General features: G+C 69.8%; 28 protein-coding genes and 1 riboswitch. Of the genes, 11 read left to right on the top strand and 17 right to left on the bottom strand.

Annotated features, from left to right (window positions below; all coding sequences use genetic code 11):
- Window positions 1-9: 9 nt before the first annotated feature.
- Complete coding sequence (locus ACZ6ZP_RS17350; protein WP_351166551.1) at window positions 10-1002, bottom strand: PI-PLC domain-containing protein; 993 nt, start codon at window positions 1000-1002, stop codon at window positions 10-12.
- A 357-nt stretch (window positions 1003-1359) separates the two neighbouring features.
- Here ACZ6ZP_RS17350 and ACZ6ZP_RS17345 point away from each other — a divergent pair, with 357 nt between their 5' ends.
- Window positions 1360-1590 (top strand): chaplin, encoded by a 231-nt coding sequence (locus tag ACZ6ZP_RS17345; protein WP_383824897.1) that lies wholly within the window; start codon window positions 1360-1362, stop codon window positions 1588-1590.
- Between the two features lie 138 nt (window positions 1591-1728).
- On the opposite strand, the gene ACZ6ZP_RS17340 is transcribed toward ACZ6ZP_RS17345, so the two are convergent.
- The 3 genes from ACZ6ZP_RS17340 to ACZ6ZP_RS17330 are packed head-to-tail and all read right to left on the bottom strand — an operon-like array spanning window position 1729 to window position 4167.
- A complete protein-coding gene (locus ACZ6ZP_RS17340; protein WP_469407690.1) occupies window positions 1729-2625 on the bottom strand; it encodes a sucrase ferredoxin in 897 nt (298 codons plus the stop codon).
- Between the two features lie 10 nt (window positions 2626-2635).
- On the bottom strand, window positions 2636-3841 hold the full coding sequence (locus ACZ6ZP_RS17335; RefSeq protein ID WP_469407371.1) for a cupin domain-containing protein: 1206 nt from the start codon (window positions 3839-3841) through the stop codon (window positions 2636-2638).
- Window positions 3838-4167: a BatC protein gene (locus tag ACZ6ZP_RS17330; protein WP_351166545.1), complete on the bottom strand. Its 330-nt coding sequence runs from the start codon at window positions 4165-4167 to the stop codon at window positions 3838-3840. Before ACZ6ZP_RS17330 ends, ACZ6ZP_RS17335 begins: the two co-directional genes overlap by 4 nt.
- 177 nt (window positions 4168-4344) lie before the next feature.
- Here ACZ6ZP_RS17330 and ACZ6ZP_RS17325 point away from each other — a divergent pair, with 177 nt between their 5' ends.
- Entirely contained in the window at window positions 4345-4665 is a 321-nt protein-coding gene (locus tag ACZ6ZP_RS17325) for a hypothetical protein (protein ID WP_469407369.1), read from the top strand.
- A 227-nt stretch (window positions 4666-4892) separates the two neighbouring features.
- On the opposite strand, the gene ACZ6ZP_RS17320 is transcribed toward ACZ6ZP_RS17325, so the two are convergent.
- Together ACZ6ZP_RS17320 and ACZ6ZP_RS17315 are read right to left on the bottom strand one after the other, a co-directional pair.
- The gene (locus ACZ6ZP_RS17320; protein ID WP_361468731.1) at window positions 4893-5243 is read right to left on the bottom strand and encodes an SH3 domain-containing protein; all 351 of its coding nucleotides are present in this window, start codon (window positions 5241-5243) and stop codon (window positions 4893-4895) included.
- Between the two features lie 298 nt (window positions 5244-5541).
- Entirely contained in the window at window positions 5542-5799 is a 258-nt protein-coding gene (locus ACZ6ZP_RS17315) for a hypothetical protein (RefSeq protein ID WP_351166539.1), read from the bottom strand.
- Between the two features lie 419 nt (window positions 5800-6218).
- Here ACZ6ZP_RS17315 and ACZ6ZP_RS17310 point away from each other — a divergent pair, with 419 nt between their 5' ends.
- The 3 genes from ACZ6ZP_RS17310 (at window position 6219) to ACZ6ZP_RS17300 (ending at window position 8445) form a co-directional block, all read left to right on the top strand.
- Window positions 6219-6680, top strand: coding sequence for a hypothetical protein (locus ACZ6ZP_RS17310; RefSeq protein ID WP_469407367.1), 462 nt, complete (start codon window positions 6219-6221; stop codon window positions 6678-6680).
- A 124-nt stretch (window positions 6681-6804) separates the two neighbouring features.
- A complete protein-coding gene (locus ACZ6ZP_RS17305) occupies window positions 6805-7476 on the top strand; it encodes an AIM24 family protein (RefSeq protein WP_366464206.1) in 672 nt (223 codons plus the stop codon).
- Window positions 7477-7698: 222 nt separating this feature from the next.
- A complete protein-coding gene (locus ACZ6ZP_RS17300; protein WP_469407364.1) occupies window positions 7699-8445 on the top strand; it encodes a class I SAM-dependent methyltransferase in 747 nt (248 codons plus the stop codon).
- A 69-nt stretch (window positions 8446-8514) separates the two neighbouring features.
- Here the strand turns inward: ACZ6ZP_RS17300 and ACZ6ZP_RS17295 are convergent, their stop codons facing one another.
- The 3 genes from ACZ6ZP_RS17295 to ACZ6ZP_RS17285 all read right to left on the bottom strand — a co-directional run bounded on the left by ACZ6ZP_RS17295 (window position 8515) and on the right by ACZ6ZP_RS17285 (window position 9795).
- Complete coding sequence (locus ACZ6ZP_RS17295; protein WP_351166531.1) at window positions 8515-8652, bottom strand: hypothetical protein; 138 nt, start codon at window positions 8650-8652, stop codon at window positions 8515-8517.
- A 61-nt stretch (window positions 8653-8713) separates the two neighbouring features.
- Window positions 8714-8869 (bottom strand): hypothetical protein, encoded by a 156-nt coding sequence (locus ACZ6ZP_RS17290; RefSeq protein ID WP_469407363.1) that lies wholly within the window; start codon window positions 8867-8869, stop codon window positions 8714-8716.
- Window positions 8870-9162: 293 nt separating this feature from the next.
- On the bottom strand, window positions 9163-9795 hold the full coding sequence (locus tag ACZ6ZP_RS17285) for a histidine phosphatase family protein (protein WP_351166527.1): 633 nt from the start codon (window positions 9793-9795) through the stop codon (window positions 9163-9165).
- A 582-nt stretch (window positions 9796-10377) separates the two neighbouring features.
- Window positions 10378-10534: riboswitch (cyclic di-AMP (ydaO/yuaA leader) on the top strand.
- Window positions 10535-10536: 2 nt separating this feature from the next.
- Here ACZ6ZP_RS17285 and ACZ6ZP_RS17280 point away from each other — a divergent pair.
- On the top strand, window positions 10537-11292 hold the full coding sequence (locus ACZ6ZP_RS17280; protein WP_351166525.1) for a LysM peptidoglycan-binding domain-containing protein: 756 nt from the start codon (window positions 10537-10539) through the stop codon (window positions 11290-11292).
- 181 nt (window positions 11293-11473) lie between these two features.
- Here ACZ6ZP_RS17280 and ACZ6ZP_RS17275 read toward each other — a convergent pair whose 3' ends face one another.
- From ACZ6ZP_RS17275 to ACZ6ZP_RS17265, 3 genes are all read right to left on the bottom strand, one after another.
- Window positions 11474-12187 carry a spermidine synthase gene (locus ACZ6ZP_RS17275; RefSeq protein ID WP_351166524.1) on the bottom strand — a complete coding sequence of 238 codons (714 nt, stop codon included), beginning with the start codon at window positions 12185-12187 and terminating at the stop codon, window positions 11474-11476.
- A gap of 46 nt (window positions 12188-12233) precedes the next feature.
- Window positions 12234-13919, bottom strand: a complete 1686-nt coding sequence (locus ACZ6ZP_RS17270; protein ID WP_351166522.1) for a ribonuclease J — start codon at window positions 13917-13919, stop codon at window positions 12234-12236.
- A gap of 117 nt (window positions 13920-14036) precedes the next feature.
- Window positions 14037-14573, bottom strand: a complete 537-nt coding sequence (locus ACZ6ZP_RS17265) for a GNAT family N-acetyltransferase (protein ID WP_351166520.1) — start codon at window positions 14571-14573, stop codon at window positions 14037-14039.
- A 166-nt stretch (window positions 14574-14739) separates the two neighbouring features.
- Between ACZ6ZP_RS17265 and ACZ6ZP_RS17260 the strand changes: the two genes are divergently transcribed.
- A complete protein-coding gene (locus ACZ6ZP_RS17260; protein WP_351166519.1) occupies window positions 14740-15879 on the top strand; it encodes an SGNH/GDSL hydrolase family protein in 1140 nt (379 codons plus the stop codon).
- A gap of 36 nt (window positions 15880-15915) precedes the next feature.
- Here the strand turns inward: ACZ6ZP_RS17260 and ACZ6ZP_RS17255 are convergent, their stop codons facing one another.
- From ACZ6ZP_RS17255 to ACZ6ZP_RS17245, 3 genes are read right to left on the bottom strand one after another with little or no spacing between them, the layout of a single operon-like run.
- Window positions 15916-16755 carry a carbohydrate ABC transporter permease gene (locus ACZ6ZP_RS17255; protein WP_351166517.1) on the bottom strand — a complete coding sequence of 280 codons (840 nt, stop codon included), beginning with the start codon at window positions 16753-16755 and terminating at the stop codon, window positions 15916-15918.
- A complete protein-coding gene (locus ACZ6ZP_RS17250; RefSeq protein WP_351166515.1) occupies window positions 16752-17705 on the bottom strand; it encodes a carbohydrate ABC transporter permease in 954 nt (317 codons plus the stop codon). The genes ACZ6ZP_RS17255 and ACZ6ZP_RS17250 overlap by 4 nt, the downstream gene beginning before the upstream one ends.
- Window positions 17702-18955, bottom strand: a complete 1254-nt coding sequence (locus ACZ6ZP_RS17245) for an ABC transporter substrate-binding protein (RefSeq protein ID WP_469407362.1) — start codon at window positions 18953-18955, stop codon at window positions 17702-17704. Before ACZ6ZP_RS17245 ends, ACZ6ZP_RS17250 begins: the two co-directional genes overlap by 4 nt.
- 138 nt (window positions 18956-19093) lie before the next feature.
- On the opposite strand from ACZ6ZP_RS17245, the gene ACZ6ZP_RS17240 reads away from it, so the two are divergent.
- Both ACZ6ZP_RS17240 and ACZ6ZP_RS17235 read left to right on the top strand, forming a co-directional pair.
- A complete protein-coding gene (locus ACZ6ZP_RS17240) occupies window positions 19094-19639 on the top strand; it encodes a GNAT family N-acetyltransferase (RefSeq protein WP_361468754.1) in 546 nt (181 codons plus the stop codon).
- Between the two features lie 152 nt (window positions 19640-19791).
- Window positions 19792-20385, top strand: coding sequence for a TetR/AcrR family transcriptional regulator (locus ACZ6ZP_RS17235; RefSeq protein WP_469407689.1), 594 nt, complete (start codon window positions 19792-19794; stop codon window positions 20383-20385).
- A 3-nt stretch (window positions 20386-20388) separates the two neighbouring features.
- Here the strand turns inward: ACZ6ZP_RS17235 and ACZ6ZP_RS17230 are convergent, their stop codons facing one another.
- Complete coding sequence (locus ACZ6ZP_RS17230) at window positions 20389-21477, bottom strand: SMP-30/gluconolactonase/LRE family protein (protein ID WP_469407360.1); 1089 nt, start codon at window positions 21475-21477, stop codon at window positions 20389-20391.
- A 117-nt stretch (window positions 21478-21594) separates the two neighbouring features.
- Complete coding sequence (locus ACZ6ZP_RS17225) at window positions 21595-22656, bottom strand: SDR family NAD(P)-dependent oxidoreductase (RefSeq protein WP_469407359.1); 1062 nt, start codon at window positions 22654-22656, stop codon at window positions 21595-21597.
- A gap of 255 nt (window positions 22657-22911) precedes the next feature.
- Here ACZ6ZP_RS17225 and ACZ6ZP_RS17220 point away from each other — a divergent pair, with 255 nt between their 5' ends.
- Together ACZ6ZP_RS17220 and proP are read left to right on the top strand one after the other, a co-directional pair.
- A complete protein-coding gene (locus ACZ6ZP_RS17220; protein WP_469407358.1) occupies window positions 22912-24726 on the top strand; it encodes a flavin-containing monooxygenase in 1815 nt (604 codons plus the stop codon).
- A gap of 172 nt (window positions 24727-24898) precedes the next feature.
- Window positions 24899-26443 carry a glycine betaine/L-proline transporter ProP gene (gene proP, locus ACZ6ZP_RS17215; RefSeq protein WP_351166798.1) on the top strand — a complete coding sequence of 515 codons (1545 nt, stop codon included), beginning with the start codon at window positions 24899-24901 and terminating at the stop codon, window positions 26441-26443.
- The last annotated feature ends 31 nt before the right edge of the window (window positions 26444-26474 follow it).

Raw genomic sequence — 26474 nt, 5'->3', positions numbered from 1 at the left:
AGGAGAGCCTCAGCTGCCGAAGGGGATGTCCTTCGGGGTGGCCATGCGGCGGGTGTCCGGGTGGGTTTTCACGTAGTCCGTGATGTACGAGAGCGACTCCCGCACCGCGCTGTCATCGGTGCCGCAGCCCTGCGGACCGTTGACACCGTCCGGGTAGCACGACATCCGGTTGCCGTAGATCAGGCTGTCCACGGCGGCGCTGCCCTGGGAGGAGTCGAGCAGGGTGGCGGCGCGCTCCCTGTCGCCCTTGCCCACCGTCCAGCCGACGGTCTGCGCGAGGTCTCCGGTGTCCCGTGCCTTCCGGCCGGCCTCCAGCTCCTCGCGGATACCGGTGAACTTCAGCGCCATGTTGAACAGGCCGTTGTCCATCACGCGTTGATTGCCGGGGACGTTCGGCCCGTGCTCGGCGAAGCCGTCCCGGACCTGTGCGTAGTCGCCGCTGAAGCTCACCGCCTCCTTGGAGTTCAGGTCGCCGAGGGCGTCCTTCCAGCCGCTGCCGCCCTCCTTGCCGTAGAAGCCGTAGAGCACGCGGATGCCCTTGCTCTCCAGCTTCGTGCGCGCCATGTCCCGCAGTGCGGCCACCGAGCAGTGGCGCCACTTGGGGTCGCGGCTGTCGCACCAGTCGGGGTTCTTCATGTCCAGCCAGACGAAGGAGACATCACGCCCGCCCTCGTGTTCCTTGGCCACCTGGTCGAACATGTCCGCCATGGTGTCGCCGGAGCTGGTGAGGGTGCCGTCGTGGTCCGCCCACCAGCCCTTGCGCCAGGCCGTGGCGTCGATCTCCAGCGCGTTGGCCCCGTTCGAGAGCGCCGTGCTCACCCCGCCCGTGGTCAGTACCCGGTGGGCGATGGCCCAGGTGGGGCGCTGCTCGGGGGTGTTCGGGGCGGTGTGAGAGGGCTTGCCCTCCGGTACGGCCATGGCGGCTCCGGTGCCCAGGGCGGCGCTGGAGACGACCAGAGCCAGCGGGAGCAGGGTGATGCGGAGCCGGTGGGGTGTGGCCATGAGGACGGTCCCTTCAGTTGCCCGGGCCGCGTGTGACGCCGGCCCGTCTGCCGTGCGGTGGCTGCCTGTCGTACAACCTGATGGGCTACCTGCCCGCTCCACGCGAAGTTACCCCCGGGTAATTGCCGGCTGTTGCCTGCTCGGGGCGGCCGGGGCCACGTGCCCGCCCCGTTCCCGCGACGGTCGGCTCGGTCCAGCTGTCGGCATTTGGGGGAATCTGCGTGTCCGGAGCCCGGGAAGGGCGTTGACCAGCCCAGGTGCCAATGAGGCGGGGTGCTCCGGCCGCGCGACAACGTGGTGAGGCCGGCTTGGCGCCTTTTCGCTGATGGAAATCAAGGAGAAAGAAGTATGTCTGCCATGAAGAAGACGATGAGCGTCGTTCTGGCCACCGGTGGTCTCGTGATGGGCGCGGCCGGTCTCGCGTCCGCTGACGCCGGCGCCCAGGGTGCTGCCGTGGGTTCGCCGGGCGTGCTCTCGGGCAACCAGGCTCAGGTCCCGGTCCACATCCCGGTCAACCTGTGCGGCAACACCGTTGACGTCATCGGCCTGCTCAACCCGGCCTTCGGCAACACCTGCGTCAACAGCTGATCAGCCGTATCGCACCGTAGGAACCTGCTGGTTCGTCGCGGTCTGAGCGGGTGTGCCGCCGATGTTCCCTTCGGCGGCACACCCGCTTTCGTGCTCGCGGAGCGTCTGGGGAACAGCTCAGCGCGTCGTGGGAACAGCTCAGCCGACACCGATCGAAGCGACCTCATAGCCGACCGCGGAACTCATCGACAGGCCGCGGCAGGTCAGCTGGTACGGCGGTGTGCGGTAGGAGTGCACCTCGACGTCGATGGCCGCCGGCCGAGGCGGGCGGCCGGTGATGCGGATGCGCCAGCGGTTGGCTTCGCGGGACGTCTCGACGACCGTGTAGTCGTGCCGGCCGGCCGGGCCGAAGCGCTCGAGTACGGCTGCGACAGCGACCTGCTGAGGTGGGAAGAGATCGGTATATCCGCGCAGATGCTCGGCCCTAATCCGGTCGGCCAGGTGCCCTTCGATCGCCGCCACCGACGACCCGGCATCGAGACCGCCGTAGTAGACACCGTCGGGCGCCACAACGATGTTGGCGGCGAACCTGTCACCGCCGATGTGGGTGCACTCCCACACCAGGTCCGGCCAGCGCTCGCTGAGGTCACGCGCCACGGGCCGGCCGCGCACGGCGCAGCAGGTGTCGTGCTGGCCGTGGGCGCAGACGAGGACCACGGGCGGGCAGCCGAGTTCTCCGGGGGCATCGAGGGCTCCGGAGATCTGCGCCAGGTCCTTGTCACGGCTCCACGTGCCCCATTGCTGACGGTGCGCGCCGGAGTTCTCATAGCGCACCACGGCCCAGCGCCTGGGGCCTTGAGGGCTGTGGCGTCCGTGCCGCCTGACCAGCAGCACCCGCGCCCGCACCGCCTGGGCGGCGGCGAACACGAGCCCTTTGGTGTGCGGCTCAAGGTCGAGGCCGTCGAACCCGTTGGGCGGCCAGCCGCCTAGGTACTCGATCAGGACCCAGACGGAGCCGTGCGGTGCTGTTCCCGCCAGGGAGTCGCCGCGGGTGCGCGCGGCGTCGGCGCAGAAGAAGCGTTCCGCGGCAGTCACCGTGACCACGTCACTGTTCCGCGGGCACCAGCACGCCCGCGCGCAGCAGTCTCTCCACGAGTGCGACGCCGAGATCGCCGGCGGTGCGGACCTCGCCGTCGAGCATGCGCGTCACCGCCGGCAGCTCACCCTCGGGGAAGTCGAGCCAGCCCACCCGCGTGGCCAGGCGCGGGCCCTCCAGTCGCGCTGCCAGCTCTCGGCGAAGCCGTACCCGAGAGTTGGGGCCGAGCCCGTCGACCGCTTTGAGCTGAGCCAGCGGTCCCAGCGGCGCGGGGCGTCCCTGGGACCGCCGGGTGCGATGGAACAGCGGAGCGGAATCGGCCTTGGTGACGGCGGCGAGGAGGCGTTCGCGAACGAGGTCGATCTCACCGTCCGGCCCGTCCACCCCCAGAGGCAAGGTCCCGCGCATCTGGGGATCGTCGCGCAGCTCCGCGAGTGCGGACTGGGCGAGCTGTTCGGCCAGCGCGTAGCGCGTCCAGCTGTGGATTCCCAGGGTCAGGTGGATCGAGACCTCGCCCTGCGCCTGGGCGGCATGCAGCCAACCCCGCGGCAGGTAGAGGACGTCACCGGGCTCCAGAACCGTGTCGATGCAAGGCTCGCCCCGCGCCGCCTCGGCCACGGCGCCCCGGCGTTCGGACCAGGGCTGATCGCGCAGCGGGTCGGGGTGGACCGGTTCGCGGACGAACCAGCGCTTGGCGCCGCCGATCTGCAGGACGAAGACGTCGTGGACGTCATAGTGGTCGTCGAACCCGCGGTTCTGCGGCGGAGTGACGTAGGCATTGGCCTGCACCGGATGGCCCAGCTCCGTGCCCAGCCGGGCGCTGAAGTCCGCTACCGGCCCCCATGTGCGGTGCAGGGCCTGCAGGACCAGCGTGGCGCCGTCGGCGAACCTGCGCCACAGCGCGGTGTCGTCCAGCTGATCGCCGATCGTGGCGCCGACACCGGCGGGTGAGGTGTAGGACAACTCGGGAAGGGTGGAGCCGTCCTGGGCCACGCGGAGGAAGGGCGTGCGCAGCCCACGGCGTGAGATCAGTTCATCCACGGCGTCCGCGGAGAACAGGTCGGAGAAATCGCTCGCGCGTTGCGTGAGCAGCGCTGTGCGCGCCCAGACGTCGCGAGCGAACCGCTCCCGGCTCAGGCCGGTCAGTCGTGTCTCCAAAACGCCGACGCCTGTTGGGGCGCCGGCGTCCAGGAGCTCGGTCGGGGGGATGCTCAAGAGCCGCTGTCGGACTCGGCTCCGCCGTCGGCGCCGCCGTCATGGACGCCCGGCGTGCCCGCCGCGCCGCCGTCCGCGGGCCCTTCGGCTCCACCGTCCGCGCCGCCGTCATGAACGCCCGGCGTACCTGCCGCACCACCGTCCGCGGGGCCCTCCGCTCCGCCGTCCGCGCCACCGTCGTGGACACCGGGGGTGCCCGCCGCGCCGCCGTCCGCGGGCCCTTCGGCTCCACCGTCGGCGCCACCGTCATGAACGCCCGGCGTACCCGCCGCACCGCCGTCCGCGGGGCCCTCGTGCTGGTTCGGATCCTGGTCGGGGTTGGTCATCGTTCCTCCTGCGAATCGAACGGCTGGGATTGGCGCATCCTCCAGAGCCTTCTCTGCTTTCACCAAGCTCGCTCACGCAATTCCGGTCGGCAACCTGAGGGAAGGGCGGGGCGCCCGGTCGGTCCACGCCATCGCGGTGCCAGATGCTCTTCACCGGCGGCGGGTCATGATGGTTGCGTGGCGACAGACAGCACGCAGTACACCGAGGACGGCCATTTCATCATCATCAAAGGTCGACGGTGGCGGGCCACCGACCCCCTCGTGCCCGACGAAGTCGAGAAGCGCCTGACTCACCACCTCATGTCCGCCCGGCGGGCTGTGGCCGCTGCGGGTGACGACGAGGACGCTCGGAAGGCGGCCCGAGCCCGTGTACAGCTCGCGAAGACCGGCCTGGGGGAACGCGGCACGGCCTGGTGGGAGCAGAGCCCGGCCGAACGGCGTGAGCGCTGGGACGCCTGTCTGCGTCAACTGGAGGCCACGGAGCTGCCTGCCGGGTGAGAGCGACGCGGTGCCTCACGACCACGAGGTCTCCGGTGTCCGGTTCGCCTAGGTCGACGAACCCTCCACCGGAGACCTCACTGCTGCTGGCTCAGGGCGCGCTGCTACTCATCCCACTTCGCCGTACGCCCACTTCGCCGTACGCCCGCTGCGCCGTACGCCCGCTGCGCCGTACGCCCGAGCGGTTCGCGCTCGGCAACTCGGCAACTCGGCGGCTCGTCAGCTCCTCAGCTCGTCTGCATGGGAACAGCAAGCCACTTGTACGCGATCCAGCCGTTCTCTCCCTTGTGCGGGCCGCTGAGAACCTTCAGGAAGGCCCACTTGCCGCCCCCCGCCGTGCAGGTGACGTACACGCGGCGGCCCTCGCCCACCGTTCCCTTGGCCGTGTAGCCGGTCCCGGGGCCCGTGCGGAACTTCACCGTGGTGTCCGTCTGGGAGTAGTAGTTGGCGACATTCTTCGTGCAGGCGCTGGAGCCCACCGCGGACGCGGCCGGCGCCAGCGCCACGGTGCCACCCGCCACGACGGCGCCGACAGCGGCCATACCGGCGAGACGGGCGGCGATCCTGTGCTTCGTCACTTGTTGCCTTCTCTTGAGAGCTCGTACGCCACGGCCACAGCAGTGCCACGGCCATGGCTTCCAGATGTGCGGGGCAGGGCAGGGCTGAGTCCCGGCTCGAAGCCGGACCCAACTCGCTCCCGCTCAGGCAGCCTCGCGTACCGCTCCAACATTTCCCCAACATCCGGCTGTCACCGCGAGAAGCCTCCACGCGAGACTTACCAGCAGCCTTTCTGGAGTGACGGCTGCGCGACGGTTCGAGCCCCACAAGGCCGGGAGCCCCTCACCTGGCTGGTGAGGGGCTCCCGTCATCGTCTTCTCACCCAGAAGGCTCGTCCGGCACCGGCTCCTCCGAGTGGCCTTCCAGGGCACGGGATTCGCCGCGCCTGGCGGTGCCTCCCTCGTCCGTGTCGGGTACCTCGGCCGCCTTGCCGCTGTCGCCGCCGCTGTCGTCCTCCGCCTTGCCCACGTCCAGGTCCCAGGCGTCGGGCCCATCCGTCGCCTGCTGGTCGGGTGGGTCCCTGGGGATAGGCGTGCTGCCGTCCTCGCCAGGGGAGGCCGGTATCTGTTCACTCACGATGTCTCCTCCTTGACCGTTCGGCTCCAGGCCGGAGCAGGTACCCGCGGACGGCGCGACGACACGTCACCACGGCGGCCATATATCTGTTTTCGCTGTTCAGCTCAGGCAGGGCGCCAGGGGTTGGTCGGACCGTACGCCTGAGTGGTCGCGGTGACTGGCGCGCCCGCAAGCGGGTAACCGGGAGGTCCTCGAAATCCGCGTGGTGTCACAGGTTGGGAGAGCCGATGAGTGAGCGCGACGAAGGCCGGGCGAGACCGGACCCCGGCGGCTTGAGCCCGGGTGCCGTCGACGATGAGCACGTTCCTGTCCCCGAAGAGGACCATGCGGGTCCGCCCGCGCTGCACACTGCGGTTACCGCCCGTGGCCTGGCTCGTCATCGCAGCCGTTCCCTGCGGTGGCTGGTGCTCGGCATCCTCGTGACCGCCGTATGCGTCGTCGCGGCGTGGTGGGGAGCGGCCAGCGGCATCGAGTGGCTGGAAGGGGTGGGCAGTCGACTGGCCGCGGCCGGTGTCGTGATCCTGGGGCTGGGGGCGAGCGGCCTGCATGCGAATGCGCGGATGCGTCAGATTCTGGCGGCAGGCCCGTGGCTGACCCGGCGCGCCCACCAGTTTCCGCCCAGCCGCCTCAAGGGCGTCGGGGTCGTCCTGCGCGACCCGCACGGCGGGCTGTGCCCGCTGCTCGTCCTCTCGACCCGGCAGCGCTACCAGCACGCGATGACCGGGCCCGACGGCACCTTGTGGTGGTGTCCGGGACCCGGGGGCCGTGGCGTCCTCGTCCGTCCCGATGGGCACGAACTGCTCTACGCACGACCGCCGTTCACCGCGTGGGGCCGCAGAACTCGGATCGAGGACGCCAGAAGGGCCGGACTCGACGCATAGCTTCTGCCGCCCGGAGCCGCTCGACCCCACGTCCCGCGTGCGCGCACGAATTTGACCATGAGCGCGGGACAATACCCTCAACTCTTTACGGCTGAGGGCGAATTGACGGGGCACCCGGAGCCGTATGCAGCGAAATCTCTTCGATCCCGAGAATCTCATCCAGCCCGCGTCGGCCCCCGGGCTCACGCAGGAAAACGCGATGGCGGTCCGCTACGCCGTCAAAGGCGAGGCGCGAGCCCGGCAGGGGACGATGGTCGCCTGGCGGGGTTCACTGGAGTTCGAGCGGCAGGGCCAGGGCGTGGGCAACTTCCTCAAGCGGGCGGTGACCGGTGAGGGCCTGGCCCTGATGACGGTCAGCGGTGAGGGCGAGGCATGGTTCGCCTCCGACGCGGCGCACTGTTTCCTCGTCGACGTGGACGACAGCCACGGCCTGACGGTCAACGGCAAGAACGTCCTGTGTTTCGACGCCGCGCTGAACTACGACATCACCACGGTCAAGGGCGCCGGCATGGCGGGCGGCGGGCTGTTCAACTGCACGTTCACCGGCACCGGCCGACTGGCCCTGACCAGTGCGGGCATCCCGCTGGTGCTGCCCGTGACCCCGGAAGCGCCCGTGTACGTGGACACCGACGCCGTCGTCGCGTGGAGCCCGCAGCTGCACGCGTCGCTGCACCGCTCCCAGAGCGTCGGATCGATGGTGAAGGGCGGCTCGGGCGAGGCCGTGCAGCTGAAGCTGGAGGGTGAGGGCGTCGTGGTGGTCAACCCCGGCGAACCCAAGCCGGTCCCGGCATCCTGACGGCCTGAGCGTGTCTGATCGGGCCCCGAAGGGCCGCCGGAGGTGGCGGCCCCTTCGGGCTCGTGGCGCGGCTTGTGTGTGGAGCCGGGACGCACCCCGGATCTTCGTGGCTTCTGCCAGTACGGAGGTCCGCCGGACCCCGGGGAGACTGCCGAGCAAGAGCCGCGGCATGCCTCGGCGACGGGGGCGGCACCCACGGGTGTACCGGAGGGAGACATCACCATGAGCGCGCAGCAGCAGTACGACGAGATCGGTGAGGCGTACGAGGGGGTCAAGGCCCTTCCGTTGGAGCAGTTCGCAGCAGTGCCCAGCTTCCTGGCGATGGTCGGGGACGTGCGCGGCAGGTCGATCCTCGACCTGGCCTCCGGCACCGGCTTCTACAGCAGGGAGTTCAAGCGGCGCGGCGCCACCGACGTCCTCGGTGTCGACATCTCCGGCGAAATGGTCGCCGTGGCGCAGCAGTTGGAGAGTCGCGAACCGCTGGGGGTGCGCTACCAGATCGGTGACGTGGCCGAACTGCGGCCACTCGGCGCGCGCTTCGACATCGCGCTGGCCGTCCAGATGTTCAGCTACGCGGCGGACATCGCCACCACGGAACGCATGTGCCGCAACATCCACCGGAACATGAAGCCAGGCGGTGAGCTGTTCGTGCTCAACCAGTCGCCCGACTTCCGCTTCGACGGGCCGGGCCCGGACAAGTACGGCTTCCGCAGCGAGCTCACCGGCGACGAGGGCGGGACGGGGCCGCAGGTGAAGATCACGGCGCTGCTCGACCCGGGACCGGCCTCGTTCGTCGCCAACTTGCCGCGCCGCGAGGTCTACGAGAAGTGCCTTCAGGCGGCCGGGTTCAGTGACCTGGCCTGGGTGCCGCTGTCGGTGTCCGAAGCCGGGGTGCGCGAGTTCGGCGCGGAGCACTGGGCGGACTTCCACGCCAATCCCCCGCTGGAAATGCTGCGCTGCCGCGCCTGAGGGTCGCGCCGGTGGTCTGAGGCCGGGATCGCGGACGTGCAGCCGCCACGCGCGAGTGTCCGGTGCGGGCTACTGGCCTCCGGCGTCGGGCCCGACGGGCGTGTGCCTACGGTTGCGGAGCTCTTTGCAGAACTCCAAGCACACCCATACGCCCACGGCGGCGACGGTGAGCAGGACGGCCACGCCCAAGAGGAACGGGAGGATCATAGGAAGAGCCTATCCCGGCGCCGATGGAGCGACAGAACCGCCCTATTCTCGCGCCGCCCAGTCAGCTGGACTGCCGCCAGAGCGGTGCCTGTGACCGGCCTTGTTCCGCGGGCATCTCCCGGACCAGGTGGTAGAGGTTCTCGAAGTACGCCTTCCAGCGGTGGGGAAGCCCGGCCAAGCCGAGGGAGAGGCCGTAGGCGGGCAGTTCCTCGTGCACGACGCCGAATGTCTTCCCGCTCCACCCCTCGTACCCCTGCACTTCCCACCGCCACACCCAAGATCCAGGCCGGCCTCGCGGCCCTCGAAGGTGGAAGTACCGCGGCCGCCGCGCACGGCCCCGTAGGCAGCCCTGTGACAAGGGCTCGTCCGGTTGGCCTCAGCGAGTCAAAATGCCGTTACGCGCCACGCCCACGAGGATGCCGAACTGCAGGACCTGATTCACCGCTATGAGCTCGTGACAGGATCTTGCTGAAGCGGCCTGGTCGATGCAGCCGAGGCGATGGTTCACGGTTACGCGGAGTCGAGATGGCGCGTGTCGCCAAGGCTGACGACTTGGCGGTTGTGGAAGAAGTCGTCCTCGCGCAGTGTGGTGATGCTGCCGGGAGGGGCCCGAAAGCTGGCGTAACTGGCCGACTCGATCGGCATCTTGATCCAGGACGCCACGACGAAGGTCAGTGAGCCGCCATGCGTCACGATGATCTGGTGTTCGCGCGCACGCCGCAGGATCTCATCCATGGCCGCGTAGATGCGCTGCGCCCACTGCGCCTTCGTCTCGGCACCCTCCACGCCCTCGTCATGGTCCATCCGCTCCCCGACAGCCGGCGGCGGGACGAAACGCCGGTCCAGCCACTCCTGTGGCCTTCCCCCTGCCGCACCGTAGGACTTCTCCCGCAGCCTGCGGTCCAGGAACAGCTTCACGCCGAACAGTTCGGCTACCTCCTGGGCGGTTTGCCGGGTGCGCTGCAGATCCGAGGAGAACAGGTCGACCTCGGCGCCGTCCGGGATCACGCCCCGAAGCGCCTCGGCGATGGAAGCCGCCGCGCGGACGCCGGTGGGCGTCAGGCGGGAGTCGTGCCATCCGCCGACGACTCCCTCGACGTGGTGCGTCGCCTGTGGGTGGGTGACAACGTAAAGAGTGCGCACGAGAGCCTGCCCTTCGCTGCCTGGCCTCCCGGCCTGCCGGTCGCGGCCCGCTACCTTAACCAACGCGATCACGATCGAGCCTTCCTGAGTCACCTCCAGCAGATCGAGGGCATGGCGTTCCTGCGCCACTTCCGGGAGGCCGCGGTCGCGGTGGACCCGCGCATGGGCGGCCCTGGGAGGGGGGGACTCCCCTAGAGGCAGGCGAGATGTCCATCTTTGCGCGAGAAAGCTACTTCTTCAGCTCATTGGTGGCGTTTATAAAGCCCTGTCTGCATTGCTCAATACTCGTGCGAAATGGTGCACTCTGATACGCCATCGCGCCGCATTCCCAATCCATCCCTCATTCAGTGAAACGGGTCACACCAATGTTTGTGAGCCCGGGAGCCGCTGAGCGCGGTTTCGTTCTACGCAAGGAAAGTTGGGCTATTTGATCAAAGCGCGTGAGGGATTTTGATCATTGGGGAAGGGCTCCTCGCTTTCCCTATGCGAATTCGTGTCTTGTTCCTCGCCAGCCTTCTCGCTTAACGTCGCCATCAATCCGGATGGAACGCCGAATCCTGCCGCTGTCCGGAATCCCTCCCACCCACTCACTCACTTACGCACGGCAGGAGCGGGGGACCCAGGTAAGCCGCCGGTCCGGATTCCGGAACGGCTCGGGGTGAAGTCGCACGCCCAGTGCGACCGGACATCTCCCGTCCGAACCCGACAGCTCACCTCGTAGGCGACGGAGAGGAATTCGTCATGCCCGCAAAGGGAAAGCACCGCCGCCCCAAGTCCAGCAAGCTCACCCGGGGCATCGCCGCCGCAGGCACGGGCGGGGCCGTTCTCGTTCTCCCGGTGCTCGGCGCGACCGCCGCGAGCGCGGCGCAGGCCGCCCCGGCCGCCAAGCCCGCCGCAGCGCCGAAGACCTACGTCGTCGTCGCGGGCGACACCCTCTCCAAGATCGCCCGAGAGCACTCCCAGAGCGGCAGCTGGAAGGAGCTGTACGAGGACAACCGCAGCGTCCTCGGTGAGGCCCCGGGGCTGATCCACCCCGGTCTCAAGCTCACCATCGGCGAGAAGGCCCAGGCCAAGGACGCGGAGAAGTCGGCCGCCTCCAGGGCGTCCGCCGATCGGGCGGACCGCTCCGAGCGCACGGCCGCCGAGCCCGCCGCCGCCCCGGCGAAGAAGACGTACACGAACGACCTCGACGGCTGGATCAAGGAATCGCTCGACGTGCTGGCCCAGCACGGCATCCCCGGGACCTACGAGGGCATTCACCGCAACATCATGCGCGAGTCCTCCGGCAACCCGACGGTCACCAACAACTGGGACTCCAACGCCGCCGCCGGAACCCCGTCCAAGGGGCTCCTGCAGGTCATCGACCCCACATTCGCCGCGTACCACGTGCCCGGCACGTCGACGGACAGCTTCGACCCGGTCGCCAACATCACCGCCGCCTGCAATTACGCGGCCGACCGGTACGGCTCGATCGACAACGTGAACGGCCCGTACTAGGCCGCATCCCGTCTCGTCCGCTGTGAGCCCCGGCGCGCCATGCGTCCGGGGCTCAGCCCTGGACGACGACGGCCAGGATCTCATCTTTCGCTTCCCAGCCGCGGCGGGTCGCTTTTCTCGTGCAAAGCAGTCTCGAACTCGACCTCGGGGCTGCATGCTGAAGCGCCGTCATATAGCGCCCTTAGCCCGCCACATACACGGTGTTGGTGGCGGTCCCGCCTTGCAGGGGGTTGGGGAAATCGACGACGTGACTCGCCGTCTTCGGGAAGACCTCGGCGAGCACGGTGGTGAACTCCGCGTCGGGCGGGTCGTTCGACCACAGGGCGAAAACGCCTCCGGGGTGCAGCCGCCGGGCGAGGGCACGCAACCCCTTGGGCTCGTAGAGCGCCGCGTGGCTGGGGTGCAGCACATGGCGGGGCGAGTGGTCGACGTCGAGGAGGATCGCGTGGAAGCGACGGTCCGGCTCCTGAGGATCAAGGCCGTCGCCGCCGTCGCCGGCCAGCGCGAAGAAGTCGCCCTGGACCAAGCGGCATCGGGGGTCCGTCGACAGGCCGGTGCCCAGCGGCACGTATCCGCGCTCGTGCCACTCGATGACCTCACCGAGGGCCTCGATCACGGTCAGCGAACGCACCCGCCGGTCGTCGAGGACGGCCCGTGCGGTGTAGCCGAGACCGAGGCCGCCCACCGCGACATCCAGTTCGGTGTCCGGCAGTTGCTCGAGGCCGAGCCGGGTCAGGGCGATCTCACCCGCGGTGAAGAGGCTCGACATCAAGAACTCGTCCCCGAGCTTCACCTCGTACACATCGTCGCCCGACGCCGGGTCCCGCCGCCGCCGCAGGCTGATGTCCCCCATCGCTGTCGGCCGCCAGTCGATCTCCTCGAAGCGCATGCTCATCCATTCACCTTCCTGGGCGTTTCTGGGCGGCGGGACCGGCGCGTGGTCAGGCGTCGATGATGACCGGGATGATCAGGGGCCTGCGGCGGTGCGTGCGGAACGCCCAGTTCGCCACGGCGCGCGCGATGAGCTGTTCGAGCTGGTGGGCGTCGCCGACCCCTTCCTCGGCCGCGGTGGCCAGCGTCTTCTCGATCACCGGGATGACCGGCTCGAAGGTGGCGTCGTCGTGGACGAACCCGCGGGCCAGGAAGTCGGGGGCCTCGGCGAGCGCTCCCGTGTCGGCGTCGACGATGGCGACCACCGTGACGACACCCTCCTCGGCCAGCGTGATCCGGTCCTTCAGAGAGGCTTCGGTGACGCCGCCGACGGTCATCCCGTCCACGTAGACGTTGCCCGCGGGCACCTTGCCGGTGATGGAGGCGCGGCCGTCGACGAGGTCGACGACGACACCGTCCTCGGCGATGACGACCTGGTCGGGGTCGACGCCGGTGCGGATGGCCAGATCGGCGTTGGCCTTCAGGTGCTTCCACTCGCCGTGCACGGGCATGACGTTGCGGGGCTTGACGATGTTGTAGCAGTAGATGAGCTCACCGGCGCTGGCGTGCCCCGAGACGTGCACCTTGGCGTTGCCCTTGTGGACGACGTTGGCGCCCCACCGGGTCAGCCCGTTGATCACCCGGTAGATCGCCGTCTCGTTGCCGGGGATCAGCGAGCTGGCGAGGAGAACGGTGTCTCCCTTGCCGATGCGGATCACGTGGTCGCGGTTGGCCATCCGCGACAGTGCGGCCATCGGTTCGCCCTGGGATCCGGTGCACACCAGGGTGATGCGGTTGTCGGGGAGCTTCTCCAGCTCCTTCATGCTGACGACCAGGCCCTTGGGAACCTTCAGATAGCCCAGGTCGCGGGCGATGCCCATGTTGCGGACCATCGAGCGGCCCACGAAGGCCACCTTGCGGTTGTACTGGTGGGCGGCGTCGAGCACCTGCTGGATGCGGTGGACGTGACTGGCGAAGCTGGAGACGATGACCCGTCGCGGCGCGGTGCGCAGGACCTGCTCGATCGCGGGGTTCAGCTCGCGCTCGGAGGTGGTGAAGCCGGGCACCTCGGCGTTGGTGGAGTCGGTGAGGAACAGGTCGACGCCCTCCTCGCCGAGCCGGGCGAAGGCCCGCAGGTCGGTGATCCGGTCGTCCAGCGGGAACTGGTCCATCTTGAAGTCACCGGTGTGGAGCACCATCCCGGCACCCGTTCGGATGGCGACGGCGAGCCCGTCGGGGATGGAGTGGTTGACCGCCACGAATTCGCAGTCGAAGGGACCGAACGCGCGCCGGTCGCCCTCGCGCACCCGCACCGTGCGCGGCCGGATGTTGTGCTCCTTGAGCTTGGCCTCGAGGAAGGCAAGCGTCAGCTTCGACCCGACGACGGGGATGTCGGACCGTTCCCGCAGCAGGTAGGGCACGCCGCCGATGTGGTCCTCGTGGCCGTGGGTGAGCACCACGGCCACGACATCGTCCAGCCGGTCCCGGATCGAGGTGAAGTCGGGAAGGATGACGTCTACGCCGGGCTGGTTCTCCTCGGGGAACAGCACCCCGCAGTCGACGATGAGCAGCTTGCCGGCGTACTCGAAGACGGTCATGTTGCGGCCGATCTCGCCAAGGCCGCCCAGGGCGACGACCCGCAGGCCTCCCTTGGGCAGCGGCGGGGCAGGCTTCAGCTCGGGGTGTGGATGACTCATACGGTGACGCTACCGGAGAGTTGAAAGAGCTGGTCCGAAGGACGCCCGCACTTCGGCGCCCGGGTCGTCGACACCTCCCCATTCCCCGAGAACGAGCACCGGGGCAGCACAGGACCCTCACATCGGGAGAGAGAACAGACGCAGCGGTTCCGACGGCGGGCACGCGGTGTCGTGCAGGGGCGTCATCATGGTCCGCAGCGGCATGGTCACCACACGGTCCCCGGGTTGCTCGACGAGTACGTCCTGGTCGAGCGGATGCCATCCGATGCGCTGGTACAGCGGCACGAGGGGGGACCGGCAGAACAGGAGGGCGTACTGAGGGCCCATCGTGCGGGCGTGGTCGAGTGCCGCTGCGACCACGCGCCGAGCGAGCCCCTGGCCCTGCATGTCGGGTGCGACGGCGACTCCACCGACGCCGACGACCTCCGTCTCGACGTCGCCGATCGCCGCGGGCAGCCGTCGCAGTCCGGCGTGGGCCACGAGCCGGCCGCCGTGGCGGATGCCGAAGTGTTCTTCTTTCGGCAGCCAGGCCAATCCGGTCGCGGCGACACCGAAGGGGTCATCGCCGGCGCCGAGTATCTCGTCCTGCTCCGTCTTCGTATACCGAGGGAGCCGGACCGCGGGCGATGCCGCGAAGGATGGGTTCTCAGACATCCCCCCATGATGATCTTCTTTCTGGGGTCGGCCAAGGGGTGCCCGCCGCTGCACCGCGACCGGCACCGCGACCGGCGCGGCTCGCCATCGTGGCCGGCGGGTTGATCGATCGTCGTCCGAGGTCGATGATCAGTGGGTTCGTAACGGCGAGGGGTGGGCGGTGGCGATGCGGGTGGTTCCTCTGGTGGGCGGTCCTGTGGAGATACGGGGCGCACTGGATCTGGAGAGCACGCCGACGGGGGTGATGCCGCGCCGGTTGCCCGCGTGGACCACGGAGCAGTATCAGAACCCTTCCGTCTACGGAGTGACCGTGATGCCCTCCGGCGTGCGGCTGGTGTTCCGCACGGACGCGCGTGAGCTGGAGTTCGATGTGCTCACCTCCACGGGCCAGCTCGACGGCGATCCTCACCCCCGGCCGACCGGCATGCTGGATCTGCTGGTGGACGGCGTCCTGACCGAGCGCCGCCGAGCGCCGGTGGGCAACGTGCTGCGGATGGCGGGACCCGGGACCGAGCAGCGACTGATCCCGGGCGACCCGGGAACCGTGCGGTACACCGGGCTGCCGGCCGGCATGAAGACCGTCGAGCTGTGGCTGCCGCAGCAGACCCCCACGGAACTGGTGGCCCTGCGCGCCGACGGCGATGTGCTCGCGCCGCTGCCCGACGGTCGGCGCCGCTGGGTTCACCACGGCAGCTCCATCAGCCACTGCATCGAGGCCGACGGCCCGACCGGCACCTGGCCGGCCGTGGCGGCCGCACTCGCGGGAGTGGAGGTGATCAACCTCAGCCAGGCGGGCAACGCGCTACTGGACCCTTATGTCGCCCGGACGATCCGCGATCTGCCCGCCGACCTGATCAGCCTCAAGGTGGGCATCAACATCGTGAGCCTGGCCGCCTTCCGGCTGCGGACGTTCGGCCCGGCGGTGCACGGGTTCCTGGACACGATCCGGGACGGGCACCCGGACACCCCGCTGCTGCTGATGTCCCCGGTGAGCTGTCCGGCGGTCGAGGAGACTCCCGGCCCGACGACGACGGGCCCGGACGGGAAGGTCGTAGCCCTCGGCGACCCGGCGCAGGTGGCCGCCGGGGCGTTGTCCCTGGCGGTGGTCCGTGCCGAGCTGGAACGGATCGTGGCCGCCCGCCGGGCAAGCGATCCCCACCTCCACCATCTCGACGGCCGCGAACTGCTCGGCCCGGACGAGGCGGACGATCTATCCGACGGCCTGCACCCCACGGCCGCCGCGTACCACCGGATGGGCAAACGCTTCGCCGCCCACGCCTTCGCGCACGACGGCCCCTTCCGCTGAACGGCGACGCCCGCAGCGGTCCGGTACGCGACGCGGTCAGTCGTCGATGCCCGACCGTTCCACCCCCGCCACGATCCACCGCTGGAAGAACAGGAACACCACGAGCAGCGGCACGATCGACACGGCGGCCGCGATGAAGAGTTCGTGCAGCCTGATCACCTGTGACGTGGTGAACGACGACAGGGCCACCTGCACCGTCCACGCGTTGCGGTCCTGGCCGATGACCAGCGGCCACAGGAACGAGTTCCACGCGCCGATGAAGACGATCGTGCCCACCGCCGCGAAGACCGGCCGGGAGTTGGGCACCACCACGCGCCAGTACGTGCGCCAGTATCCGAGCCCGTCCACGCGCGCCGCGTCCTCCAACTCCCGGGGAAATCCGAGGAAGTACTGCCGGAAGACGAAGCACGCGAAGGCGGAGAACAGGGTCGGGACGATCAGTCCGCGCAGCGTCGACACCCAGCCGAGGGACGAGACCAGGACGAACGTCGGTACGAAGGTGACCGAGGCCGGGACCATCAGCGTGCCGAGGATCGCGTAGAACACCTTGTTCGCGTGGCGGTAGGGGATGCGGGCCAGGCCGTAGCCGGCGAGCGAGGCGAGCAGCAGCGTGCCGAGCGTCGTCGCGACCGCGATGAGCGAGGAGTTGAGCAGGGAGCGTGCGAAGGGTACGGAGGTGTCGTCGAAGAGTTCTTGTACGTTCCCCCAGTGCAGCGTGGAGGGGAAGAAGGTCCACTCGGGCGAGGTGATGTCGCTCTCGGCCGAGAGCCCGTTGCGTACGAGGAGATAGAAGGGGATCAGGAACAGCAGCGCGAGCGCGATCAGCAGCGAGAGCCGCAGCGCGCGGCCCGCCCTGACCCGGGAGTCGTCTCTCACTCCGCCTCCTTCTTGCCGAGCCCGAACCACTTGGCCTGGCCCACCGTCACCACCGCGATGATCAGGGCGAGCAGCACGGCCCCCGCGCTGCCCAGGCCGAGGTTCTGCCCTTGGCCCAGCGCCGTGTAATAGAGGTAGACCAGGGGCGGTCTGGCGTAGGGCGGGTAGCCGCGGGAGTCGGAGAGCAGGTTGTAGAACTCGTCGAATGCCTGGAAGGCGTTGATGACCAGCAGCAGTACGACCGCCACCGATGTGGCCTTCAGCTGGGGGAACGTGATGTGGCGGAAGACCTGCCAGCCGGGCCGCGCCCCGTCCACGGCCGCCGCCTCGTAGAGGGTGGGGCTGATGCGCTGCAGGCCGGCGAGGAAGAGCACCATGTAGAAGCCCGCCTGGAGCCAGAGCCGCACGGTGACGATGACGGCCCAGTACCAGGGCGGGTCGGTGGTCGACAGCCAGGCGATCTGGTCGGCGCCGAACCAGTCCAGGACGGTGTTGGCGAGCCCGAACCGCACCCCGTTGAAGATGGACATCTTCCAGATGAGGGCGGCCACCACGTAGGAGCAGGCGGCGGGCAGGAAGAAGACCGAGCGGAAGAACGCCTGGGCGCGGCGCTGGCGGTGGACCATGAGGGCGAGCGCGAGGGAGAGCGCGTAGGTCGCGGGCACGATGAAGAGCGAGAAGACGAGGAAGGTCCACAGGCTGTCGGTGAACGCCTCGTTCCGCAGCATCGCCGTGTAGTTGCCGAAGCCGACGAAGTCGTCCGGGGTGACGGTGTTGTGCGCGTCGAAGAAGCTGAGGTAGACGCTCCAGCCGAGGGGGATGTACGTGAAGACGCCCAGGCCGAGCAGGAAGGGCCCGACGAACACCCAGAACCACAGGGTGCGGTTCTGATGCCCCCACACCTTCCTTCGCCCGCTTGCCTGTTGTTCGCGCGGGGCTGCGGTGGTCACGACTTCTTCTTCACCCGGCCGAGCTCGGCGGACACCTTGCGGACGACCTTCTTGAGCTCTTCGTCGGGGCTCGCGCCGTCCTTGATGATGCGGCTCAGGGCGTCCTGGTAGGCGCTTCGGCTGGCCGGGGTCCACAGGAGGGGTTCGGCCTGTCCGTGGTCCGTGGTGTAGCGGACGGCGTCGGCCGCCGCGCCCTTCCTGAGCTTCTCGGCCTTCTTGGCCAAGGAGACGCGGGCCGGGATGTGGAAGCCGTAGGAGAGCGCGAAGTCCTCCTGCCGGTCGGTGCTGTCGATCCACAGCCACTTGAGGAAGTCCTTGCCGGCCTTCTGGTGCTTGCTGCGGGTGCTGACCGCGGCGGCGTACGCGCCGACCGGCACCGAGGGCTTGCCCGCGGCGCCGTCCTTCGGGAACGGCAGGACGCCGAAGTCGTCGCCGAGTTCCTTCTGCACGGTCGGCAGCGCCCACAGGCCCGACCACTGCATGGCGGTCAGCCCCTGGACGAAGGCCGAGGGGTCGGACCAGTCGGCGGGCGCTCCCAGGAGCAGCGACTTGTCGGCGTACAACTGGTGGATCTTGCCGAGGGTACGGGCCGCCGCCGGGTCGTCGAAGCCGACCTCTCCCTCCGCGGTGACCAGTTCGAGGCCGGCCGCGTACAGGGGCGTGCCGCCCAGGACGCCGGCGCCTCCGTCGTTGCCCAAGAACAAGCCCTTGGTCTTCTGGGAGGTGAGCTTCTTCGCGGCGTCCACGAGCTCGTCCAGCGTCTTCGGCGGCCGGACACCGGCGTCGGCGAGCAGGCTCTTGCGGTAGTAGAGCATCTGCATGTCGATGACCTGCGGGATGCCCCAGATCTTGCCGTCGTACGTCTTGGGGGCGAGGACGGCCGGATTGAAGTCGTCCTTGACGCCCTCGAACAGCTCGGTGAGGTCGGCGACCTGCTTGCCCTGGATCTGGTCGAGGCTGGGTCCGTTGACCTCGAAGACGTCGGGGCCCGAGTCGGTCAGGAGGGCGGCCGCGGTCTGCTCGTCGTAGTTGCCGGGCCGCCACTGGACGGTGACGTTCGCCTTCTTGTAGGCGGCGGCGTACTTCTTCACGGCCTGTTCGGTGCCCTGCTCGCCGTACTGGTGATACCACTGCGACAGCTTCGGCCCGTCCCCTGAACCACCTTCGTCCCGGCCGCTGTTGGAGCCACACGCACTCAACAGCCCCAACGCCGCGCCCGCCCCGAGCAGTCCCCTGCGGTTGATGGTCATAGGTCGTCCCCCTGTTCGGTGTACGGCTGATTCCGACGGCCCAACGATCAACCATGCAGGCGGATTACGACAGGGGGACTACGGCCGTGTGTCGGGTGATCCAGCCAGCGGCGCCGAGCGCCTGCCTACCCTCTGGGGATGACAGCCATCAGCTACCTCCGGCAGGGCCCGCGCGTGGCCGTACGCCGCATCCGCCGTCAGGATTATGAAGAGCTCAGCGCGCTGCGCCGGAAGAGCGCCGAGATGCTCCACCGCTGGCTGGGCGCCGGTGAGATGACCGCAGAGGCCTTCGAGCTGTCCCTCGAGCTGTTCGATCAGCCCACGCACGAGGGCTTTGTGATCTGCCGCCACGACACCGGTGCGATCGTGGGCGGCGTCAACATCAACAACATCCTCGGGGGCAGCCTTCAGAGCGGCGCCCTCGGTTACACCTCCTATGCCTCCACGACCGGCCTCGGCTACATGACCGAGGGGCTGGGGCTCGTGGTCGAGTTCGCCTTCGGGCAGCTGGGGCTGCACCGGCTGGAGGCGAACATCCAGCCGGACAACACCCCTTCACTCGACCTCGTCAAACGCCTGGGGTTCCAGCGCGAGGGCTTCTCCCCCGCCTTCCAGTTCATCAACGGCCAGTGGCGGGACCACGAGCGGTGGGCCATCACCGCCGAGATGACGCGCGACGGGTGAGAGCACCCCATGCTCAGTCCTCAGGCCCGCACGATGATCCACTCACGGGCGCCGGGGAGGCCAGCCGGGCAGAAGGGACGTACTACCCTTCCAGCGTGACCACTCCCTCCGAGCCCCAGGGCCCGCAGTCGGCCGAGCAGGGCTCGGCTGGCGTGGCGCGCGGTCGTGCCGATGGCGTCGTCCGTCCAGCCAATCAAGGGCGGCGGGTCGCGGCCCGTAATCGTGCCGCCCTTGTCGCCGCCGCCCGTGAGGTGTTCGCCGAGCAGGGGCTTGACGCCCCGCTGTCGGCCGTCGCCCGCCTCGCGGGAGTGGGGCAGGGCAGCCTCTACCGGCACTTCGCCGACCGCGACGCACTGACCTGCGCCGTCCTGGACGAGAACGTCCAGCAGGTCGAGCAGGCCGAGAGCGAGGCCGACGCGAGTCTGGCGACTGTGCTGGGCGTGGTCACCTGGCATCTGACCCGCTCGACGGCGTTCGTCGACCTGCTGCGCATACGGGACGCGCGGGGGGACGGTGAGCTGGCCCGGGTGCTGGCCGGGCGCGTGCGCACCGTCCTGTCCCGGTGCCTGCCCGCCGGCCATCGGCTGTCCATGGACGACGTCATGCTCGCCGTCGCGATGGTCTCCGGGGCGGTCAGCGGCCCCACCCCGGAGGAGCGGGAACGTCGTGCGATGGCGGCCTGGCGCCTGCTCGGCGTCGAGGTGGGGCCGTTGCGCCCGGTCGAGACCGTCGTCGACGAGGGGTGAGCGTCAGCCGCCGTTGGACTGGCGGGTGCCCTGGGCCAGTGCGGTGAACCGGAAGACGTACCCGCCGTCGGGGCCGCTGACGGTCATGTACGCCTTCGTGCCGCCCGGAGTGATGGCGACGTTGGTCGCCGACTCCAGGCCCTTGGCGGCCTTGGCCGGAAGTTCGACGGTGGCCAGCCGTTCGCCGTCGGGGCTGTAGACGGCCATGGCCGGTCGGCCGTGCAGGGCCTGGTAGAGGTTGCCGTCGGCGTCCACGGCGATGGAGTCGGTCTGGGCCACGCCCGCGTCGACGTGGATGGCCTCGTGCTGGGAGGTCACGGTGGTCTTGTCGGTGTCGAGCAGCAGGTAGGAGACGGTGTTCTCGGCGAGTTCGCTGATCCACAGACCGCGCAGCTTCGGGTCGAACATCACGCCGTTGGGGTGGGCGAGCCCGTCGGCCAGGACGGTGGCCTTCGCGCCGTCGCGGTCGATGCGCACGATGCGGCCCGTGGCCTCGCCGGGCTTCATGCCGTGCAGGTCGCTGACGTACAGGTTGCCTTCGTCGTCGAAGGCGATGTCGTCGAGGTTCGTGGCGGAGCCGTCGATCTCGCCGGAGAAGAACGTGCGCGGGTCGGAGCCGTCCGGCTCGATGCTGACGACGGACCCGGTGTAGTCGGTGAGGTAGAGGCGGCCGTCGTACGGGCTGAGCTGCGCGGAGGTGTAGGCGCCGGTCTTGTCGGTGTAGACGCCCTTGTGCTTTCCGGTGGTCACGTCGACGGAGATGACCTTCGGCTCGCCTGCCGGCGCGGTGACGTCCACGACGTACAGGTCGCCGTCCTCGTCCAGGACCGGGCCTTCCAGCAGGGTTCTGCCGGTGGCCTGGTGAGGGTCGGTCACGTGCGCGACCTGCGTGGCGCGCAGGGTCCTGCCCTCGCCGGACGGTGCGGGGTGCGAGGCGGACGCGGCGGGCGCGGCGGTGGTCTGGGTGCCGCATCCGGTCAGGGCCAGCAGGCCACCGGCGGCCAGGATCGCCAGGACGGTGCGGGGACGGTGGCGGGGTGTGCGGGGACGGTGGCGGGGTGTGCGGGGGTGGGGTGTGCGGTGGGCGGTCATGCGGTGGAGGTGCTCCTTCCGGTCGTCCGGACGACAGCTCGGACGGGGTGACGTGCAGGAGACGTGGTGCCGACGGTGGCGCCGGGCGCGTGGGCCCCCGGGCCCTCGCCGGACAGGTCAGGCGGCCGACCAGCCGCCGTCGGAGGGCAGGACGGCGCCGTTGATGTTCACCGCGTCCCTGCTGAGCAGGAACGTGATCGAGGCGGCCAGTTCTTCGGCCCGGGCCAGGCTCGGGATCGCCACGCGCATCTTCGCGGTGCGGGCCGATCCGAAGGGGGCGGGGGCGGGCACCGGGATGCCGGTGGCGACCGCGCCGGGGGCGACGGCGTTGATCTGTACGCCCGTTCCCGCGTACTGGTAGGCCGACGACAGCGTCAGGCCGACCAGGGCGTGCTTCGAGGTCGTGTAGGCGGCGCCGGCCGCCGAGCCGCGCAGGGCCGCCTCGGAGACGACGTTGACGATGCGGCCGCGGCCGGCAGCCAGCATGCCGGGCACGAGGGCGCGCATCAGGCGCATCGGTCCGTCGAGATTGATGCGCAGGACGCGTTCCCAGGTGGTGTCGTCGACTTCGTGCACGGCGGCGTCGTTGTCCATCACGCCCGCGACGTTCGCCAGGGCGTCCACACGGCCGGCCGCGGCGGCCAGGACCGTGTCGGCGGACGCGGGTGCGGTGATGTCCGCGGTGACGGGGACGAGTGCCTCGCCCAGGTCGGCGGCCAGAGTGGCGAGGCCGTCGGCGGAGATGTCGACGGCGATGACGCGGCCGCCCTCGCGCACGATGCGGGCGGCGACGGCCTTGCCGATGCCGGAGGCGGCCCCGGTGACGACGACGCTCTGGCCGTCGAAGCGGCCGGGGGTGACCTGCTCGGTCCACGGCTCGGGGGTGCCGGTCTCGACGCCCGGTTCGGGCTGTGCGGGCGTGGCGGCACCGTCCGGCGGCGCGGTCGGCAGGTCGTCGGGGATCTGCCCGGTCTCGGCGGCGGTGACCAGCGCGTCCACGAGTTCCGGGGGGAACTTCCCGCCGGACATCTGCACGAGCTGCTCCAGCGGCAGACCGAGGGCGGGGGCAAGGGCCTCTTCGCTCTGCCCCTGGGCGGCCAGCAGGCCGCGCAGGACCTGCCCGGCGGTGGGTTCCGCCAGCCAGTCGCGCAGGGGGGATGCGGGGGTGACGTCGGGCATCGCGGGCCTTTCAAGTCGTGGCCCTCGGACGGGGCCGGGTCGTGGCCCTCGGACGGGGCCGGGTCGTGGCGCTCGGGCAGGGCCAAGTCGCGGCGCTCAGGCGGGGCATGGGGCGACCCACCCCAACCGGACAACACTGTCCGGTTCCTGGGTTACGGTACCTGGGACCGCGCGGGGCGCCCAGCGAGGGCACCGATCCCGCCCGCGCGGCGCCTCCGCGCCTCCCCCACCTCCCCCACGAGAGGACCGAGCACCATGCCCCTGCCGCAGCGCGCCACGCAGCCCACCCCGCAGGAGATCGTCGCCCTGCGCGAGCGCTACCGCATCGAGCGCGAACGTCGCGTACGCCCCGAGGGAACGGGCCAATACCGCCCCGCGGAGGCGGAGTTCGGCTACTTCGCCGCCGACCCGTACGCAAGCGAGGTGGCGCAGCGCGAGCCGCTGCACGACGTGGTGGACGTCGCGGTCGTCGGCGGCGGGTTCGGCGGAATCCTGGCGGGTGCGCGTCTGTGTCAGCAGGGCGTGACGAAGGTGCGGGTCATCGACAAGGGCGGCGACTTCGGCGGCACGTGGTACTGGAACCGCTACCCCGGCATCCACTGCGACATCGAGTCGCACGTCTATCTGCCGCTGCTGGACGAGACCGGCTACGTACCCCGGTGGAAGTACGCCCCGGGCGAGGAGATCCGCCGGCACGCGGTGCGCATCGCCGAGCAGTTCGGCCTGTACGAACACGCCCTGTTCTCCACCACCGTCACCTCTCTGACCTGGGATCAGACGGTCGAGCAGTGGGTGGTCGCCACGGATCGGGGCGACGCGTTCCGGGCCACCTACGTCGTCACCGCAACCGGCACCCTCTCGGAGCCCAAGCTGCCGGGCATCCCCGGCATCGAAAACTACCGGGGCCACACCTTCCACACCTCGCGCTGGGACTACGGCTACACCGGCGGCAGCCCCGAGGGCGGCATGAAGGGACTGGCGGGCAAGCGGGTGGGCGTCGTGGGCACCGGTGCCACCGGCGTGCAGGTCATCCCGAAGCTGGCCGAGGACGCCGGTCACCTCTACGTCTTCCAGCGCACTCCCTCCGCCGTGGACGTGCGCGGCCAGCAGCCCATGACGCCGGAACAGGTCGGCGCGGGAAGGCCGGGCTGGGCGGCCGAGCGCCGGGAGAACTTCCTGCGGATCTGCTCCGGGGAGCACGCCGGGCGGGATCTGGTCGCGGATCGCTGGACGGAGTCGGCCGGCCTGCTGGAGAAGCTCCTGCCCAGCTTCCGCCGCGACGGCGAGCCGGACTTCGAGGCCGCCTACGAGATCGCCGACCACGCGACGATGAACGAGATCCGGGCTCGCGTGGCCGCCGAGGTCACCGATGCGGCCACCGCCGCGGCGCTCAAGCCCTGGTACCGGTACGCGTGCAAGCGCCCTACGTTCTCCGACACGTATCTGCCCGCGTTCAACCGCGACAACGTCACCCTGGTGGACACGGCCGACACCCACGGCATCGAGCGCATGACCGAGCGCGGCGTCGTGGTGGGCGCAGTGGAGTACGAGGTCGACTGCCTGGTGTTCGCCACCGGGTTCTCGGTGGGCCTGTCGGGCATCACCTCGGGCAAGCTGCCCGTGACCGGCCGCGACGGCATCCAGCTCCTGGACGCCCTGAAGCAGCGGGGCCCGCGCAGCCTGCACGGTTTCACCGGCCATGGGTTCCCGAACCTGATCCGGATGGGCTCCTTGCAGAACGCCAGCAGCGTGAACTTCACGCACGTCCTGGACGAGCAGGCCGTGCACGCCGCCGCCCTGGTCGCCGCCGCGCAGGACAAGGGCGCCCTCGTGGAGCCCACCCCCGAGGCCGAGGACGCCTGGGTCGATGTCTGCGCGCAGGGCGCCCCCGACCACGCGTGGTTCCACGCCGAGTGCACCCCCGGCTACTACAACGGCGAGGGCCGCGGCCGCCCGAACGGCCCCACGGCCTATCCGCACGGTGCCGTCGCCTTCCACGACCTGCTCCGCCGCTGGCGCGCGGAGAAGATGGGCGAGGTGCTGCGGGCCCGCACCGCCGCCTCGGTCTGATTCCCTGCGTTTGCCGGTCTCTCTTGATCAGCCTAATTTTGCGGCGACACGGCTTTTTCTCAGGCAAGAGGAGAAAAGCTTCATGGCGAAAGGCCTGCCGCACAGAACGCCCCGACGGCCCCGGGGACCGGAGACGGAATCGACGCGTACCTCGCGTTCGGCGACCGACCGCATGGCGCGCACGCTGCTGCGCCGCCGGAAGAAGTCGCTGAGCGCCGAGGACGTGATGGTCTCGGATCGCCCGAAGGTGCGGCGCGCGGTGACGGCCGCCGCGCTCGGCAACACCATGGAGTGGTTCGACTTCGGCGTCTACGCCTATCTGGCGGGCACGATCGGCAAGGTCTTCTTTCCGTCCAGCTCGCCCGGCGCGCAGGTCGTCGCCACCTTCGCCACGTTCGCCGCGGCCTTTCTCGTTCGTCCGTTGGGCGGCCTGGTCTTCGGGCCGCTGGGCGACCGCATCGGCCGGCAGAAGGTCCTTGCCGCAACCATGATCATGATGGCGGCGAGCACGTTCGCCGTCGGTCTGCTGCCCTCGTACGCCTCGATCGGATTCGCCGCCCCGCTGCTGCTGCTCCTGTGCCGACTGGTCCAGGGCTTCTCCACGGGCGGCGAGTACGCCGGTGCCACCACCTACATCGCCGAGTACGCCCCCGATCAGCGGCGTGGCTTCCTGGGCAGCTGGCTCGACTTCGGGACCTTCGTGGGTTACTCCCTGGGCTCGGGCCTGGTGACGGTCCTGACGCTGACCCTCGGGTCGGACGGCCTGGAGAGCTGGGGCTGGCGCATCCCCTTCTTCATCGCGGGCCCGCTGGGGCTCATCGGCCTGTACATGCGGCTCAAGCTGGAGGAGACGCCCGCCTTCCAGCAGGAGGCGGCCTCCGCCGCCGCGGAGCGGGAGGCGGGTCCCGAGCGCGGCGAGGACGATCCCGTCGAGCAGGCCCGCCAGTCCGGCAAGGGACGCCTCAAGGAGATCTTCACCCGGCACTGGCAGGCGGTGCTGATCTGCATGGGTCTGGTGCTGCTCTACAACGTCACGAACTACATGGTGACGTCGTATCTGCCCACGTTCATGACGGTCACCTTGGGCGAGAGCGACACGACGGCTCAGCTGCTGGTGCTCGGCACCATGCTCCTGGTGGCGCTCGCCATCACCACGGTGGGGCGCAGCTCCGACCGGTGGGGCAGACGCCCGATGTTCATGGGCGGCAGCATCGCGCTGATCGCCCTGGCCATTCCCGCGTTCCTGTTGATCCGGGAGGGCGGCATCCTCCTGCCCGCGTTCGGCTGCGCCATCCTCGGTCTGCTGCTGGTCTGCTTCGCCGGCACGGCGGCGGCGACCCTGCCGGCCCTGTTTCCCACCCGTCTGCGGTACGGCGCGCTGTCGATCGCCTACAACATCTCCGTCTCCCTGTTCGGCGGAACCACCCCGCTGCTGGCCTCCTTCTTGGTCGAGAAGACCGGCAACACCCTGGTGCCGGCCTTCTACTTGATGGTGGCCGGAGCGATCGGCCTGGTCGCGACGTTCTTCCTGCACGAGACGGCCGGCCGGCCGCTGCGCGGTTCAGGACCCATGGTCGAGACGCCCGACGAGGCCCGCGAGATGGTGGCGCGCAGCCGTACGGAGGCGGGGCGCCACGCACGCGACGTGTGGCTGCGGTTGTGGCATCCCCGCGGGGGCGGCAACGATTCCTCCAGGGGCCGCAAGCGGGGGGACTGACGCGGCGCTCCACGGCGGGGCACAGCGGCGG

It is taken from the genome of Streptomyces sp. NPDC054047 (genome assembly GCF_055585065.1).
The sequence above is the reverse complement of the archived record's forward strand: the minus strand, read 5'-3'. Positions and strand labels throughout refer to the sequence as shown.